This is a genomic window from Pseudoalteromonas sp. G5_S1_54_S4 (assembly GCF_054968565.1).
The window spans coordinates 110,677-127,426 of the sequence record NZ_JBQKUL010000002.1 but is presented as its reverse complement, the minus strand read 5'-3'; the positions used below and the strand labels follow the sequence as shown (position 1 = coordinate 127,426).

Sequence of the window (16,750 nt, the reverse complement as noted above, 5' to 3'; positions counted from 1 at the left end):
AAGGCAATACGTATGTTAGATAAATTTGTTACCCCCATTATAAAGCCACTACTAACACCGGTTGTTATGCTCATTAATAAAAGCGGCATTACAGCTAATCAACTCACTGTTTTTGGTTTTTTAGTGGGTATGTTTGCCGTGCCTTTACTTGCCTTTGAAATGTGGTATGGCGCATTAATCGCCATTGCGTTGAATAGAATTTTAGATGGACTGGATGGCGCATTAGCCCGCTATGCTAATCAAAGTTCTAGCGCGGGTGGGTTTTTAGATATTACTCTCGACTTTTTATTTTACGCAGCGATTCCACTGGGCTTTATTTTGGCTAATCCAGCACAAAATACCATTGCAGGTGCTATTTTACTGGCTACTTTTATAGGTACCGGTTCCAGCTTTTTGGCCTTTGCAATTGCCGCTGAAAAATTTAAACTCGACAAACCACAATTTAAATATAAAAGTTTTTACTACTTAAATGGCTTAACCGAAGGCACAGAAACCATTGCCTTATTTGTTGCCTTTTGTATTTGGCCGCAGCACTTTGCCATAATGGCCAGCTTATTTGCTGCAGCTTGCGCCATAACGATTTTCACCCGTATTTATGGCGGTTATCACACATTAAAACAACAAGAAACTAATATCAGTAAAACGGAGGCTACCAATGGATAACGAATTATGGTGGCGGCTTGGATGTTTTGTAAGTATTTTAGTCATAATGATGCTGCTTGAGTGGCAAACCCCTGCACGGCAATCGCCCATAAAAGCCACTAAACGTTGGGTTGCGAATTTTGGTCTTGTATTTACCTCTTCAGTGATTGCTCGGTTAGCGGTTCCTTTAGGGTTAACCGCCGCCGCGCTTTATAACCAAGAACATAGTATCGGTTTGTTTAATCAACTAACTATGCCTCTTTCAGTAGCAATTATACTTAGCCTGCTGTTGCTAGATATACTGATTTATTGGCAACACAGGTTATTTCATAAAATTCCAGTTTTATGGCGTTTACACCGTGTTCACCATGCTGATGCGCACGTAGATACAAGCACTGGGCTGCGCTTTCACCCTATTGAAATAGGTCTTAGCATATTGATAAAGCTTGCCGCCATAACTGCTCTTGGCGTGCCCGCCATTGCAGTACTTATATTTGAAATAACACTCAATGGGTTAGCACTGTTTAACCACGCAAATATTCGCTTGCCAAACGCAATAGAAAAACCACTGCGCCTCATCCTTATTACCCAAGCGCTGCACCGCATACATCACAGCCAAAACCCCGAAGAAACAAACAGTAACTTTGGGTTTAGTGTAACTTGGTGGGATAGACTTTTTGGCAGCTATAAATCACAGGCAAGCCAGCCTGATAAACGTATTGCACTTGGTTTGAGCCAATACCCAAACCCCGAACAAAATTCATCCTTGTGGCAATTGTTAATAATGCCATTTAAAAAATAGCAATACGGCTAATGAAAACGCCCATGTACACCTTTTAAACCTTTATTTATAACATTACTTGGGCGTTTAACCGTTCCTGTTAACAAAAACACCCTGTTAAAGGTAAATAAATTGTAAATTATTTAAACAAATTCTTGACCCAGTTAAAAATCCTCCATATTATTTGTAAGCGCTTACATTTATCACACACAAAAATGTAAGCGCTTACAAAAATGAAAGAATCAACAAATACACTATATTCTGACAATAATCAGTTGAACGGGGTTCAGTTATGAACATTGAAACAACACGCATTACTCGCCTTTTGGCTGCTATTTCATTAGCATCTCTGGCGGGTTGTGGTGGTGACGCAGCAACCACTACTACAGATATTGAAAAAGTAAGCCCTACTGAACCAGTCTCTGACTGGCGTATGGTATGGAACGATGAGTTTGACAGCACTAGTATTGATACTAACAAGTGGAACTTTGAACTAAACTGCGCTGGCGGTGGTAACAACGAAAAACAATGTTACACCGACAGTGAAGAAAACGCCTTTATAAAAGACGGTGTACTAAACATAGTCGCCTTACCTGCTGAAGAAGGCGCAGAAAAAACATACACATCAGCCCGTTTAAACACCCGTTACAACGCAGACTTTACTTATGGCCGCTTTGAGATGCGTGCAAAGCTGCCTTCGGGTCAAGGTAGCTGGCCAGCTTTTTGGATGATGCCAACCGATGAAGAATATGGTACTTGGCCGCGCTCTGGCGAAATTGATATTTTAGAAGCGGTAAATTTAAAAACAGTTGCTGAAGATGGCACCGTTGAAGCTAATATTCATGGCACACTTCACTATGGCCGTGAATGGCCAAATAACTCAAGTTCAGGTAAAGCGTATACATTCCCTGAAGGGATGAATCCTGCAGACGATTTTCATACTTACGCAATTGAATGGCAAGAAGGCGAAATTCGCTGGTACGTAGATGGCTATTTATACGCCACTCAACGTCGCTCTGAAGTTCGTTACAATTCAAAAGACGAACCCGTTGGCTTAAAGCACAAAGGCTGGTTTGCTGAATACTTTGAACAAGGTAGCGGCGAGCTAACAACGCATTGGGATAATGCCCCATTTGATAAAGACTTTTATCTTATATTAAACAATGCTGTTGGTGGTGATTGGCCTGAAAACGTAAATAACTTAGGCGTTGACGCTGCAGCATTTGCAGAAGGTCAAAGCTTTGAGATTGATTACGTGCGTGTTTACGAATGTGCCTCTAACCCAACCACAGGTAAAGGCTGTGAAACAGTCCGCCCAGGTTACGACAACTTAGAAGATGCACTTGTTGAAGGTAAAGCCCCTGTACCTACCCCGCCAAGTGATGGTGTTGCAAAGAATCTTGATATTTTTGATGGCAGCTTAAATGCCAACTGGATCGCATGGGATTGTTGCGGTGGAACCACACCAGAAACCATTACCGATGCTGACAAAGGCGAGGTAATTAAGTTTAACATTAACGATAATAACGGGACTGTGCTTGGGTTTTCTACCCGCGGTGGTCACTTCCCAGATGATTTTACTGGCACTTCATCTCCATTTGATGCATCACCTCTACTTGATTTAAATGGTCGACTCACCTTTGATATGAAAGTAGTAACCCCGCCAACATCTTCAACTACTTGGTTATTAAAAGCTGAAGCGGGTGATGGTGGTCCTAATACCGGCGATGTAGCCCTTAGCGATAGTAATGAAGGTGTAACCCCTGTTACTGGCCAATGGCAAACCTATACATTCCCACTTTCTTTACTACAAGAAAGAGGCTTAGATTTAAGTGCCATTGATGTATTAATGGTATTTCCTACATGGCAAACAGGTGAAGGCGCTGAGTACTTAATTACCAATGTGGCTATTGAAGGCGATGTTGGTGAATCACCATCTGTAGACCTATTCACAGACGGACAAAACTTAGATTGGCCAATGTGGGATTGTTGTGGCGGTTCAACACCAATTGAAGCAATGGACGATGAAGAACACGGTTTAACAGCAGAGTTTAGCATTGGCGTTGCCCCCACTGTAATGGGTTTCAACACTCGCACCTCAGCCGGTGGTAGTGGTAAACCATTTGATGCAACAAGTATTTTAGAAAATGGTGTACTACAGTTTGATGTAAAAGTAATGTCAAATCCAAATGATCCAGCAGCTATTTGGACAATGAAGATTGAATCTAATGAAGGCGATACAGCGGTAGAGCTTCCATTAACCGATGCTGGCGATGCACCCGTTGCTGGTGAGTGGAAAACTTACACTTTTACATTCGCTGACTTAGCGGGCGCCGGTTTAGATGTAAGTGCCATTGATGTAGTGATGATATTCCCAGCATGGGGCACAGGTGAAGGTGCGGTTTACCGTGTTGATAACGCTAAAATGTACGATCCGAGTGCATCAGCAGGCGATGAAATCACTATTTTCCAAGATACAGCCGCAGATATGTGGAGTATTTGGGACTGTTGTGGTGGCTCTACACCGACTGAAGAAACTGACGATGCTGAACACGGCACAGTGGCTGAGTTTGTTATTGGTGCTACACCAACAGTAATGGGCTTTTTAGCTGACGAAGGTGTTTCTTTTGATGCATCAGCAATATTAGCAAATGGTGTTGTGCAATTTGAAATGAAAATGGTGACACCACCAAATGATCCTGACTCAGTGTGGACATTTAAAATTGAGTCAACAGGTGCAGCAACGGCGGTAGAGCTTCCTCTTGAACAAAGCGTTGAAGGTGAAGTACCTGTTATTGGACAGTGGCAAACATACACGTTTACGTTGCAATCATTATTTGATGCAGGTTTAGACATTAGCGATATCAATGTACTGATGATGTTCCCAGCGTGGGGAACAGGTGACGGTGCAGTTTATCGTATCGACAATGTGGTTATCGCTAACCCATAAACCCTAATTCAGTGGTAGGTACTAAATTACAAGTACCTACTTACCGTAATAAATTAAGTAAAAGCAGAGCAATTATGAACACAAATAAGTTTAAAAAAAGCCCACTAGCGGCTTCTGTGTCACTTATCATCGCTGCAAGCACATTTAACTTCGCTTACGCTGCGCAAGAAAATACTGCCGAACCTGAACTAGAAGTTATTGAAGTAAAAGGTATTCGTGGTTCATTAATCCGTTCGATGGATGTAAAACGTGACGCATCAGGCGTGGTCGATGCCATTTCTGCTGAAGAAATGGGTAAATTTCCAGATACTAACTTAGCTGAATCGCTACAACGTATTACGGGTGTATCAGTAAGTCGCTCAAACGGTGAAGGTAGCCAAATTACCGTACGTGGTTTTGGCCCATCATTTAACCTTGTAACACTTAACGGCCGTCAAATGGCGGGCACAGGCTTTACACGCTCATTTAACTTTGAGAACTTATCATCGGAGGGTGTAAGCTCACTTGAAGTTATGAAAACAGCGCGTGCAGATACACCAACAGGTGGCCTTGGTGCAACTGTAAATATTGTTACCGCTAAACCTCTACAGAAGCCGGGTCAACGATTTTCATTAATGGCTAAAGGTATTCACGATACATCGGTAGAAGAAGGTGATGAGGTTACTCCTGAAGTAGCAGGTATTTACAGCAACACGTTTGCTGACGAAATGTTTGGTTTTTCAGCTAACTTTTCTTACCACCGTCGTGATTTTCAGCGCCAAGCAGCCAATGTGCGCTCTTGGTTAGTCAACCCTAACCTATCGGTTGATCCTGAAAACATAATTGATAACCGCCCAATGGATGCTGATGGCAATCCAGCGAAGCAGTTTTTCGACCCTAACGCTGGGGAGAGTGGTGAATTTGTATCTGCCGCTTTCTTCCCACAAGAAGTCAGCTTTGCAAAAGACGACATTCAGCGTGAACGTTTAAACGCGCAAGCCACTTTTCAGTTTGCACCAACAGATAACTTAACGTTTACACTAGATCACACAATCTCAAATGCAACAACAGGTAATAACTCGTTATCGTGGGGTATTTGGAATGGGTCGTTTGGTGGTAATGGTAATGCCTATGAGCTAGATGAAAATGGCACCGCTATTTACTATAACTCAGCCGGTGATGATGCCTCATTCACGGCATTTCGTGAAACTGCCGAGGTAGACTCAAAAGCAACCGGTATTAATGTTGAATGGTTAGCAACAGAAAACCTTAGTTTTAACTTTGATGCCCATACTTCAAAAACCACAACAGATAATGGCAAAGATCCTGGCTTAAACTCTAATGCCCGTATTATTTTGGGCTCAGCAGAGCTATCTACTAAAGAATACTTTTTCCGCGAAGGCGATGTACCGGGTTTTAATATTAATTGGAACAACGGCACACAAGAAGTAAGTCCAAATCAAATTGGTTCTAACTTCAGTATTTTTACCAGAACACCAGGTGAGTCAAAAGTTTCTCAAGTACAATTAGACGGTAAATTATTTACTTATACAGATATTGGTCTTGAAACCGTTAAATTTGGTGCGGCTTACACTAAACAAACACTCAGTGGTTGGGGCGGCTCTAATAACGCCAATGCACCTGGCTTTAACAACGGTACATTCGCTGAAATTTTCCCAGATGCGATGTTCGAAAGGGTTGATTTAAGCGGATTCCTTGATGAATTTTCATTTGGTCCTAACGGCGTAGCGCCAGGTTATGCTTACACTTATGACCTTGATGAAGCATTTGCTCGTCAAAGTGCTTATTTGACCGAAGACGTAATTGGTAGTGATTATTACCGAATTGGTAGCTTTGATAACTTCCCAACTAACGAAGTAGAAGAAGAAACCATTAGTGTTTACCTTTCTAGCAACTGGGTATTTAACGTTAGCGACTACGACGTATTTGTAAACTTAGGTCTTCGTTATGAAGAAACTGATATTGTCAGCCCAGCAAAAAGTCGTGTAGCGGAACAAGTTTACTGGGCAGGCGGTTCAGAGTGGTTAACTCAATTTGCCGCTGGTGGCGAATTAGTTGAAGTAGACTATGAAGGACAATACGACTTACTACTTCCTATGATTGATATTAAAGTCGATCTTACGGATGACTTAGTAACCCGCGCATCATGGGGACAAACAATCACCAGACCAACTCTTGGCGATATGTTAGGTAACTTAGCTTTAACACCATCACCTAAATTAAATTCAAGAAGTGGTAGCCGTGGTAATCCAAACTTAGAGCCATTTAAATCAACTAATCTAGATTTAAGCCTTGAGTATTATTACAGCGAAGGCAGTTACGCTGCTGTCGGTCTATTTTGGAAAGACGTAGATAATTGGATTGATAACACCCAGGTAAAAACTACCTTTGAAGGTTTACATGATGTGTATTTAGGTGAGCGTTGGAACAATGCAGTAGCCGCCATTGAAGGTCGTGGAGAGCAAGCAACTGACACTGCAATTTACAATGAAATTGTAGCTAATGGCGTAGGCATTGGTGAAAACAACCGTATATTACCAGATCCAGCGACTGATCCGCTGATTGAATGGACCATCAATTCACCTGAAAACGTTGGTTCACGTAAAGTAAACGGTTTTGAATTTGCTGTTCAGCACTTGTTTGGCGACTCAGGCTTTGGGGCAGGCTTTAATGCCACCGTTGTTGATGGTGATGTAGAGTACGATAACTACTACCTTGCCTCTCAAGCAGTATTAGCTGGTTTAAGTGATTCTGCAAACATACAAGGCTTTTACGAAAAAGATGGCTTATCGGTGAAAATTACCGGTGCATGGCGTGATGAGTACTTAATTGCGCAAGGTTTACCTGACTCAGGTGCTACGGCTCCTCCACAATACGCAGAAGAGTACTTACAGTGGGATATTAGTGTGAACTACGAAGTTAACGAAAGCACAACGGTATTCTTTGAAGGTGTGAACTTAACCAACGAAACCGAGCGTTCATTCAGTCGCTTCGAAAGTCAGTTCTTAAGCGCGGCTCAATACGGCCCTCGTTATGCCTTTGGCGTTAGATACTCTATGGGCAATTAATACATTGCCCAAATACAGTTTTTGATTACCCCTTATAGTTGAAAAGTCAAAGCCGCTCATTGAGCGGCTTTTTTTATAACTGTTTAATTTTTTCTAATAGCTTATCGGTTGTCCAATCAATATCGTTATAGGCAATATCGGGTTTATAATAATCGCCCTTTCCTCTTGCTCTATTCACATACACTTTATTAGGCACTATCACTTTACCTAAACCTGAGGGTAACTCAGCTAATCGAACATCCATATACAGTGAGTCAGCACTGCTTGGCGCGCCAAATAACTGAGTGTTTGAAAACTGCTTAAATACATCAATGGCATCAAGACACGCACTTGCACACTGTGGCGGCACAATAACAAAAACCTGTGTTTTAAAGTCACTTACTGGTACCGTACTTTCGCTTTGGTTTGATTTACTTTGCGGCTCTTCGATGTAAAATAGCTTATTGTTTTCAAGTGACTGCGCCATACCTGCAGCTATTTCTTTAAATTCTTTTTGTGCTTTAGGTTGATCTTTCAACACTTCAATTAATGATTTAACATGGTTAGTATTATCTTTTGACGCTCTCCACCAAACTCGGCTATTTTGTGAGTAGCTGTCCATTTTTTGTTCAACAACTTGCTCGCCCCACAGCGCTTTTGCAAGCTTTAAGCTCCAATACGACGAGCCACCTTGGTTGTGGCGAAGATCTAAAACCACCGTTTTTGCACTGAGTAACTTAGTACGTTGATCAGTCACTTTTTTATACAGGTTATTGTAATCATGAGTTTGCTTATCGTTATTTGCAAAACTGGGCATAGCAATCCACGCTATGTTTTGCGCAGGCCAAGTTAAATCGGTTGTAAGCTCATCCCCATTATAGGAATGTGTTAAATGCTTACTTACACTCTTTGGCCGAACAGACCAATCAAGGGTTTTACTGTAAGCTTGCCCATTAGCTTTAATAAATTGACATTCTTTTAGAGGTGTTAAAAATGGGTTGCCCTCATCAATTAGTAACCGCCAACCTTGCAGCCACCAATGCCCAGGTTGTGTAACCTGTCCATGAAATTTAAACACTCTTTGTCGCATTAACGTCTCGGTACTTTGCCCATCGCATCCACTTATCACATCACCTTTATTTATATTATCTGTTTCACTGTAATACACTTTTAATGCATCACCCCGCCAAACGGCACTAAAACCAGGCCAACGACGAGCAGGTCGTTCAACGCTTGAAAACACACCTGCATGACCATCTTGTAGCACAGTACTAAAACGCGCAATTGCCGCAACATGAACCTGCGGCCCGCTCGCTTTAGCCGACAGTGCAAGTGCTTCTGCTTTTGCTTGCTTTAATAGCTCAGGAAAGACTGGGTTGTTAACATCAAACATACCGGGGTGGTTTTTTGCCGAAATACTGTAAGCAGCTTCAATATCACGATCAGTAACACTGCGCCATTGCTCTGGTGTTTGAGGAGTAACTGCTAATTCTGCCATGCTCAAGGTAGGCGTAATTAATAAAGCACTCAATAAAGTACGGCTAACTATTTTTGTTTTTATGTTCATGAAAATCCATTTTAAATTAGGTTATATAATTACTGTAAACTCATTTGGTGGAACTAAAAATACCTTAAATCAAATAACTATCAGCAAATTATTTTTACAGCATTAACTTAGCAACATTAAAAGCAGCTAACAACGAGTAAGATTTAAAATGAACTGGCTTTAATTTAGAGCAACAGCTTACTTAGATGTTTGTTCAATTTTGGTTTGCAGTAGTGTTATGCGGGCATTGAGTTTTCTAAAGCTATACTGTGAATAGAAAAAGTTCAAAAAGAAAGCAGCAAAACCTGAACAAGCAAGCCCTATCAATGGGCTGAAATAAAACATTAACAACAAAACAATAGCAGCCATCGCTATCGTAAGTCCCAAATAATGAGATGCACTAAATAACTTTCGGTTGTTTTTTTCAAGTTGAACTATATGAGAATCTATATCCATTAAAAATTTTCTTTTTAAAAACTGATATTTAACAAATCAACACTAACTATTCTTTCAGCTTACTACCTACATAGTATTATTTAAACAAGTGAGTTACTCCACTGCGACTTAGTTAATCGATATAACTGTACGGTACGACCATGAAATTCATGAGTACTGTAGTCTGTAAAGCCAATTTTCTTTGCTACTTTTAATGACGCAATATGCTCAGGTTCAATAATAACAACGACGGATTGATGAGTAGTTTGAGTAAACACATACTTTAAAACACCTTTAGCCGCTTCGCAGGCTAATCCTTTATTCCAAAAATCGACCGCTAATCGATACCCTAAATTAGGCTCTTCGTTACCCGCGAAACTTTGTGGAGAAACGCCACAAAACCCAATGAGCAAATCGCTATGTTTATCTATTAATGCCCATGAGCCCAAACCATATGAATCGTAGCATTGTAAACACCACTTTATAAAATCACGAGTTGCGGCTTCATCGCATACACCACGAATTGAATATTTCATCACTTCATCGTCACTAAGAATTTCACTTAATGCCGGCACATCATCAATTGAGAATGGCCGGATAACCAACCTTTGGGTTTCACAAATTTTCACTCAAACCTTCTTGTTATCAAAGCTAAAAAATTTCAACAAACCAAGTGATTAAGGTTGTTATCTCAGTTATTTCGCTCTTTTTTATATTTCGAATGCCACAAAAAGTATCCAAATAATATGCCTACTAAAGGAAATATTATTAAAGATGAAATGATTCCATCAAAAAAATCTTGCTCACCTGTAAAGTACATAATTAATTGAAATAAAATAGCTGTAGGAATTCCCCAGCCTAGAACACCTTTTAGTAAAATAAAACGGAATTTAGCGTGGTTTATATTCATGAGCCTTCCTTGAGTTGTGGCGCCAAATAATAAGCTGAAATAAATCATAGTCGTTAGTGAGTTAAGTCTCTAAATTATTGAAGACGATTTAAATTAGTTTAAAATTACATTAACACTATTGAAAAAACACTTAACCAACTTAATTGGATACCATAAGAGATACGTTGATAGGTACCTGGATTACTTTGAAGCTTAACCGCTTTAGCCATAGCAAACAGATAATAAACAGTAGCGATAACAGAAATAATTGAAAAAACACGAAAGTATAAAGGAGTAATTTCTGTGGTTGGACTGATCGCTATTAATATTGGTGCTAAAACCAGCGAAAGCAACATAATGAAACCAGCCCAAGAGTGAACCTTGCAGCTAAAAGTTGGATGTTTAGTAAATGGGTCAGCATCCATAGGAAAATAACCCGCAACCCAGGTACCAATACCATGCACTATAACTAACCAACCAACAATATTAACCAATATAGAAACATTAGCCAATTGCGCCAAATACCAGCCAAAAAAGCAAAATAGAAAACCTAAAGGATAATTATTAATTAGCGGTGACAGTTTTTCAGTTGGGCTTCCCGTTGCACCTAATTCACTACAAAATTGTTTAGAATGACTGTAACCTTCATAAAACCGACTTGCTACATAAACACCAATGAATATCCATAATGTGGCTATTAACCCTGAATAAATCGCAATCGTTTCAAACATCACCATAATCCTTTTTGTGATTAATTCATTAAAGCCTTTTTGAACGCAGAGGAGAAAATGAGCCGGCTTCGAGTGACGAGCTGTGAGCTTGTACAAACAGCCTGAAACCTAGTCATAACAGCCCTGAGCTAGAACCTTTAATCTACTTTTTCAACCCAGCGCCTCATTAATAAATCATTTCTTTATCATTATAATTAACCACTAATCAAATGCTATCGGTATTAGTTTTAAAAAACAAAGCGCTGCAATAATGCAGCGCTTTCATTACTTATAGGTTGTTTGTTTAAACTAAAACGCGTTATTAAAAGAAGCCGAGCGGATCTTCGCTGTAGCTTACTAGCAAGTTTTTGGTTTGTTGGTAATGATCAAGCGCGAGTTTGTGAGTTTCGCGGCCTATACCAGACTTTTTATAACCGCCAAACGCAGCGTGCGCTGGGTACATATGGTAACAATTGGTCCATACGCGGCCTGCTTCTATTTTGCGACCAAAGTGATAAGCGCGGTTCATATTACGACTCCATACCCCTGCGCCTAAACCAAATTCTGAGCTGTTAGCCAGCTCAAGTGCTTCGGCTTCGTCTTTAAAGGTCGACATTGAAATAACGGGGCCAAAAATTTCTTCTTGGAAAACACGCATGTCATTACGCCCTTTTAGCAGTGTGGGTTGAATGTAATACCCGCCGTTTAGCTCGTCGCTTAATTGCTCAACATGGCCGCCAGTTAATACTTCAGCACCTTCTTCTTTACCAATTTCAATGTAGCTTAAAATTTTATCAAACTGCGCTTTAGAGGCTTGTGCGCCTACCATGGTTTCACTATCAAGCGGGTTGCCACGTTTAATTTGTTTAGTACGTTTTAAAATACGTTCTATAAATTGCTCATAAATATCTTCTTGAATGAACAAGCGTGATGGACAGGTACATACTTCACCTTGGTTAAAGTAAGCAAGAATGGCGCCTTCAATCGCTTTATCTAGGTATGAGTCGTCTTTTTCCATAACATCGCTAAAGAAAATATTAGGTGATTTCCCCCCAAGCTCTACCGTTGATGGAATAATATTCTCGGCTGCACATTTTAAAATATGTGAGCCCACAGGAGTTGAGCCTGTAAAGGCAATTTTAGCAATGCGTGTACTGGTTGCCAGTGCTTCACCTGCTTCTTTACCAAAGCCGTTTACCACATTTAAAACACCCCCTGGCAGTAAATCGCCAATAATTTCCATCAACACTAAGATTGAGGCGGGTGTTTGCTCTGCGGGTTTTAATATTACACAGTTACCTGCTGCAAGCGCAGGCGCAAGTTTCCAAGCGGCCATTAATAATGGGAAGTTCCACGGAATAATTTGCCCTACAACGCCTAGAGGCTCATGAAAATGATACGCTACCGTGGTTTCGTCTATCTCGCCAATACTGCCCTCTTGAGCACGAAGGCAGCCTGCAAAGTAACGAAAGTGATCGGCGGCCAGTGGAATATCAGCGGCGAGGGTTTCGCGAATCGCTTTGCCATTATCCCATGTTTCGGCCACTGCAAGTAGCTCCAAGTTTTGTTCAATACGGTCGGCAATTTTTAATAGTATATTGCTGCGCTCGGCGACTGAGGTAGTGCCCCACTGGGTTTTTACTGCATGGGCTTTGTCGAGTGCAAGGTTTATATCGTCTTTATCTGAGCGCGGTACTTTACAAAATACCTTGCCATTAACTGGGCTTATATTATCAAAGTACTGGCCGTTGACAGGGGCAACCCACTCGCCGCCAATGTAATTACCATACTGCTGTTTAAATGTGACGAGTGCGTCTGCTGAACCTGGGTTTGCATAAATCATATGTGTGTTCTCTTGTTGTTAGCTAAAAGTCTAAGCCGAAATTTGTTAGAGTAATGTAGCAACTTGCTTTATATTTAATCGGTATTGATTGACATTAGACCATTAAGCGCTTAAAAACTTGCTTAGCTGTCCAAAAAAGTTGTCTGTGAGTCCACATTAAAAACGCTCTATAACGATTAAAAAAGGCTGAACATGCACACATCTCAGTTAAATAAAAAACGCCAACAACTTGATGTACTGATTGAAAACAAAGTGACCTTTGCTGCCGATAACTCTGAGCTAAGTATTTACGATACCTATAAAAGTGCGCAAAAAGTGGCGTTGCACTCAAACGAATTACTGTTTTGTGCCATGCTCAGTGGTAAAAAAATAATGCATGTTGAGAGCAGTCAATACCACAAAGCGTTTTTACCACATGAATCGTTTGTATTAGCACCCGAGCAAGGCGTACTAATTGATTTTCCGCATGCATCCTTAAACGCACCCACCACCTGTTTAGCCATTGAAATAAGCACCGATAAAATAACCAATGTGGCTAATGCGCTTAATATGCAGCAAAGCTTTGCTAGTGATACCTTGTTTGAATACACCCCTAATTTAGTGCATACCCAACATAATACGCAAACTCAGCAGTTATTAGAGCGCATGGTGCATTTATTTAGTGAGCAGGGCGCTGAGCGACACTACTTAATTGATTTATCGTTAAACGAATTGATCACCCGTTTATTACAACAGCAAAGCCGTGATTTATTGCTGGCCAACTGTGACAAGCTGCGCCTAAAAAGTAACGTGAGTGATGCACTGCATTATATTGAAGAGCATTTAAACGAAAACCTCGACATAAACACCCTTTGCAAAATAACCTGTATGAGCCGTAGTAAGTTTTATCAGCAGTTTAAACTTGCTTTTGGTACAAGCCCTGCGCTTTGGCAACAACAACTTAGGCTTAAAAAGGCCCGTACGCTTTTATTAGAAGGCCACGCTATAAGCAAGGTGTGCTACGACCTGGGTTTTAATAGCGCCAGTCATTTTAGCCGTTTATTTAAGCAAACTTTTGGTATTGCACCAAAAGCGTGTCGCCACTAACCTAACACAACAGTTTTTGTTATATTAAACAGCCTAATATGCTAGATTGTTTGCAATGTTGTAAGTAGTAATGAGTCACCGATGAGTAAACCCACCCGCTGGACATTAAAGAGTATTGCCAAAGAATTAGGTGTGTCTAATGCTACGGTATCAAATGCGTTTAATCGCCCTGATCAACTCTCTGCTAAACGCCGCGAAGCCATACTTAAAGCGTGCAAAGAGCTGGGGTATTATGGCCCTAATAAAGCGGCGCAGTCTTTGCGAAGTGGCACCTTTAATATTGTTGCATTAGTCCTTCCCGATAGCGTGGAATACATGGTATCAGACCCTGTTGCGAGCAGTTTTATGCGGGGAGTAACCTCGGTACTTGAAAAAAACAATATTAATGTTTTATTGTTTTCAGGCAATAGTGACAACCTCAACAGCGTTGTTGATTTTGTCGATGGTTTTATTTGTTATGGTCGCCCGCGCAATAAAGCACTAGTAGAGCAACTAAAAACAGTCTCCAAACATGTGGTGACGGTTGATTTTGACATTGCCCGTAACGCCTCAATTAATGTTAATAACGAGCAAGCCAGTTATGAAATAGCCAAACATGTTTTACATAATCAAGATGATAAAGTGGCTATATTAGGCTTAAGATTACTTGATGAAAATGTATTGTGCCGAGTATACGAACATCACGAATTTGAAACTGGCCAATCTATTTCGCATCAACGTTTGCGTGGTTATCAACGCGCCTTAAGTGAGGCTAATATAACGGTTGCCGACGACCGCATTTGGAATATTCCTGAAAGCAGTGAGCGCTTTGCAAATATTGCCGCAAAAGAGGTATTAACAGCCTCCCCTCGCCCTAACGTGATTATATGCATGAGCGATTTAATTGCCCTTGCCACCATGCGAGAAGCCATAAAACAAGGGATAAAAATAGGCAGTGAGCTGCGTATTGTGGGGTTTGATGGCATAGAAGAAGCCGCTCGTTTTGTACCTCGCCTCACTACAATTCATCAAAATAGCCAAGAAAAGGGCGTTATGGCTGCTAACTTATTTATTTCTAAAGAAGAAAAACAATATGAAGTAGGTTACGCACTCGATATTGGTGCAAGTAGCTAAGCACTGCTAATAAAGCAAATAAAAAAGCCAAACAGAGGCTGCTTGGCTTTTGGTTTTCAACAAATAAAGCTATTTAAGCCAATAAACTTTGTAAGTTTAGAGTGCTTTCTTGAGTGCCATTAACCTGCGTAATAAGTGCAGTACGGCTTGCAAAGTCAATCCTCAATGAAATTGATTGTTGTTCAAGCTTCCACATTAAACAACAAACACTTGCGCCGCCTTGAGCCGAAAATTCACCTGCAAATGCGGGATGTTCATTACGCATTTTAATTAGCTCTATCAGCCCTTTTACTACCGGTTTATTAAGGGCTTGCTCTATTTTAGCCGCGTTCAAATATGGGCGATTTATATCACGGCCAACATTGGTTTTTGCTAACAGTTCCATATCGTTTTCACAGGCAAATAAGCCGCCGTAATAAACTTGCGGTACACCTGGCGCAAAAAATTGAATTGCGCGCGACAGTAAATAGTCAAAATCATTAGCACCTAATGCATTGTAATAAGTACAGTTTACTTGATATAAATCGACATTACTGGCAGCCGCGCCTGTTGCTTGGCGGCTTTGATTGTTACTATTTGCATGCATGGTTTCTACTAGGTTATCAATTTGCTCTGCATTTAATAAGCCTGGTTTTTCACCCATTGGGCCTGCATCAATAATGCCTATGCCATCATGCGTATCAAGTACCGTTAAACAGTTACGCGGCGATATTTTTAGCCATTTAAGTAATGCATCCGCATTGTTATTAAACAAGCTATGTAGAATTAGTGGTGGCAACGCAAAGTCATAAACCATATTAACGCGCTTAGCTACATCTACTTGTGTTTGATAATGGCTATGAATTTCTGCAATGGTTTCCATGCCTAAATCGTTGGCTTGCTTTGATAAGTTATCTAAGTAGCCAAACGTTTCATCTAGCATAAAACAATTAGTACCCGCCTGCTTAATAGCATAACCCGCTGCATCTAAACGAATAATATTAACGTTGTTAGCAGAGAACTTAGTAAGTACATTATTTAAATACGCAATTCCCGCCTCTACTTTTACGTTTATATCAATTTGATTGTCGGTAAAAGTTGTCCAAAAATCATATGTTTGACCATCACCGCATTTCATTGGCGTAAAACAACTGCCTGGGCGTGGACGGTAAATAGCTTGCTGCTCAGCCTCGCTCATACCACTGGGAAACACGTCTTCTTTGGTTAAAAATAAATCCCAAAATGCTGACGCTTTACCTTTAGCCAGTACATCTTGAAACTGAAAAGATTGCGCCGACACATGGTTCACTATTAGATCAGCCATTAAATCATGGTCTTTACCGAGTGCCTTTATGTCGTCCCAAGTACCGATTCGAGAATCAACTTCACTATGATCAATCGGGTCAAAGCCTGCATCGCTGCCATCAATTGGGTTATAAAATGGCAATAAGTGCACACCACCAAAAACGCCCTCTAATGGGCCATGTAAAAGAGTGGTAAGTGCATTTATATCTTGGCCAGTAATTCGATCAGCGTATGTGATCAATTGAACTTTATTCTTCATCATTGTGTGATTACCATGTTGAAACTTAATCGATTAAGATATATCTTTAACTAGCACGTACGAATTTACAAGTTATTTTTATAAATTTTACATACAAATATCGTGGCGACATTAATACTATAATCAGTAACTGACTGACTTACTGAGTGTTAAGAACGCATTTAA

The 16,750-nt window shown here is 40.5% G+C and carries 13 protein-coding genes; 6 read left to right on the top strand and 7 right to left on the bottom strand.

Annotated elements, in window-relative coordinates; translation table 11 throughout:
• Window positions 1–12 precede the first annotated feature (12 nt).
• From ACTRWE_RS01750 to ACTRWE_RS01735, 4 genes are all read left to right on the top strand, one after another.
• On the top strand, window positions 13–663 hold the full coding sequence (locus ACTRWE_RS01750; protein ID WP_462879396.1) for a CDP-alcohol phosphatidyltransferase family protein: 651 nt from the start codon (window positions 13–15) through the stop codon (window positions 661–663).
• Complete coding sequence (locus tag ACTRWE_RS01745) at window positions 656–1,444, top strand: sterol desaturase family protein (RefSeq protein ID WP_076921979.1); 789 nt, start codon at window positions 656–658, stop codon at window positions 1,442–1,444. The genes ACTRWE_RS01750 and ACTRWE_RS01745 overlap by 8 nt, the downstream gene beginning before the upstream one ends.
• 271 nt (window positions 1,445–1,715) lie before the next feature.
• Window positions 1,716–4,373 (top strand): glycoside hydrolase family 16 protein, encoded by a 2,658-nt coding sequence (locus ACTRWE_RS01740; protein WP_076921978.1) that lies wholly within the window; start codon window positions 1,716–1,718, stop codon window positions 4,371–4,373.
• Between the two features lie 74 nt (window positions 4,374–4,447).
• Window positions 4,448–7,441: a TonB-dependent receptor gene (locus tag ACTRWE_RS01735; RefSeq protein WP_462879395.1), complete on the top strand. Its 2,994-nt coding sequence runs from the start codon at window positions 4,448–4,450 to the stop codon at window positions 7,439–7,441.
• A gap of 73 nt (window positions 7,442–7,514) precedes the next feature.
• Here the strand turns inward: ACTRWE_RS01735 and ACTRWE_RS01730 are convergent, their stop codons facing one another.
• The 6 genes from ACTRWE_RS01730 to exaC all read right to left on the bottom strand — a co-directional run bounded on the left by ACTRWE_RS01730 (window position 7,515) and on the right by exaC (window position 12,843).
• Complete coding sequence (locus ACTRWE_RS01730) at window positions 7,515–8,987, bottom strand: S41 family peptidase (protein ID WP_462879394.1); 1,473 nt, start codon at window positions 8,985–8,987, stop codon at window positions 7,515–7,517.
• A gap of 177 nt (window positions 8,988–9,164) precedes the next feature.
• A complete protein-coding gene (locus ACTRWE_RS01725; RefSeq protein WP_076921976.1) occupies window positions 9,165–9,422 on the bottom strand; it encodes a hypothetical protein in 258 nt (85 codons plus the stop codon).
• 80 nt (window positions 9,423–9,502) lie between these two features.
• On the bottom strand, window positions 9,503–10,030 hold the full coding sequence (locus ACTRWE_RS01720) for a GNAT family N-acetyltransferase (protein WP_076921975.1): 528 nt from the start codon (window positions 10,028–10,030) through the stop codon (window positions 9,503–9,505).
• A 62-nt stretch (window positions 10,031–10,092) separates the two neighbouring features.
• Complete coding sequence (locus tag ACTRWE_RS01715; protein WP_024602708.1) at window positions 10,093–10,311, bottom strand: hypothetical protein; 219 nt, start codon at window positions 10,309–10,311, stop codon at window positions 10,093–10,095.
• 104 nt (window positions 10,312–10,415) lie between these two features.
• Complete coding sequence (locus ACTRWE_RS01710; RefSeq protein WP_462879392.1) at window positions 10,416–11,021, bottom strand: DUF998 domain-containing protein; 606 nt, start codon at window positions 11,019–11,021, stop codon at window positions 10,416–10,418.
• 301 nt (window positions 11,022–11,322) lie between these two features.
• Entirely contained in the window at window positions 11,323–12,843 is a 1,521-nt protein-coding gene (exaC, locus tag ACTRWE_RS01705; protein ID WP_064663761.1) for an acetaldehyde dehydrogenase ExaC, read from the bottom strand.
• Window positions 12,844–13,035: 192 nt separating this feature from the next.
• Between exaC and ACTRWE_RS01700 the strand changes: the two genes are divergently transcribed.
• Complete coding sequence (locus ACTRWE_RS01700) at window positions 13,036–13,929, top strand: AraC family transcriptional regulator (protein WP_076921973.1); 894 nt, start codon at window positions 13,036–13,038, stop codon at window positions 13,927–13,929.
• Window positions 13,930–14,010: 81 nt separating this feature from the next.
• A complete protein-coding gene (locus ACTRWE_RS01695; protein ID WP_016900594.1) occupies window positions 14,011–15,042 on the top strand; it encodes a LacI family DNA-binding transcriptional regulator in 1,032 nt (343 codons plus the stop codon).
• 73 nt (window positions 15,043–15,115) lie between these two features.
• On the opposite strand, the gene gtfA is transcribed toward ACTRWE_RS01695, so the two are convergent.
• Window positions 15,116–16,588 (bottom strand): sucrose phosphorylase, encoded by a 1,473-nt coding sequence (gtfA, locus tag ACTRWE_RS01690; RefSeq protein ID WP_462879391.1) that lies wholly within the window; start codon window positions 16,586–16,588, stop codon window positions 15,116–15,118.
• Between the last annotated feature and the right edge of the window lie 162 nt (window positions 16,589–16,750).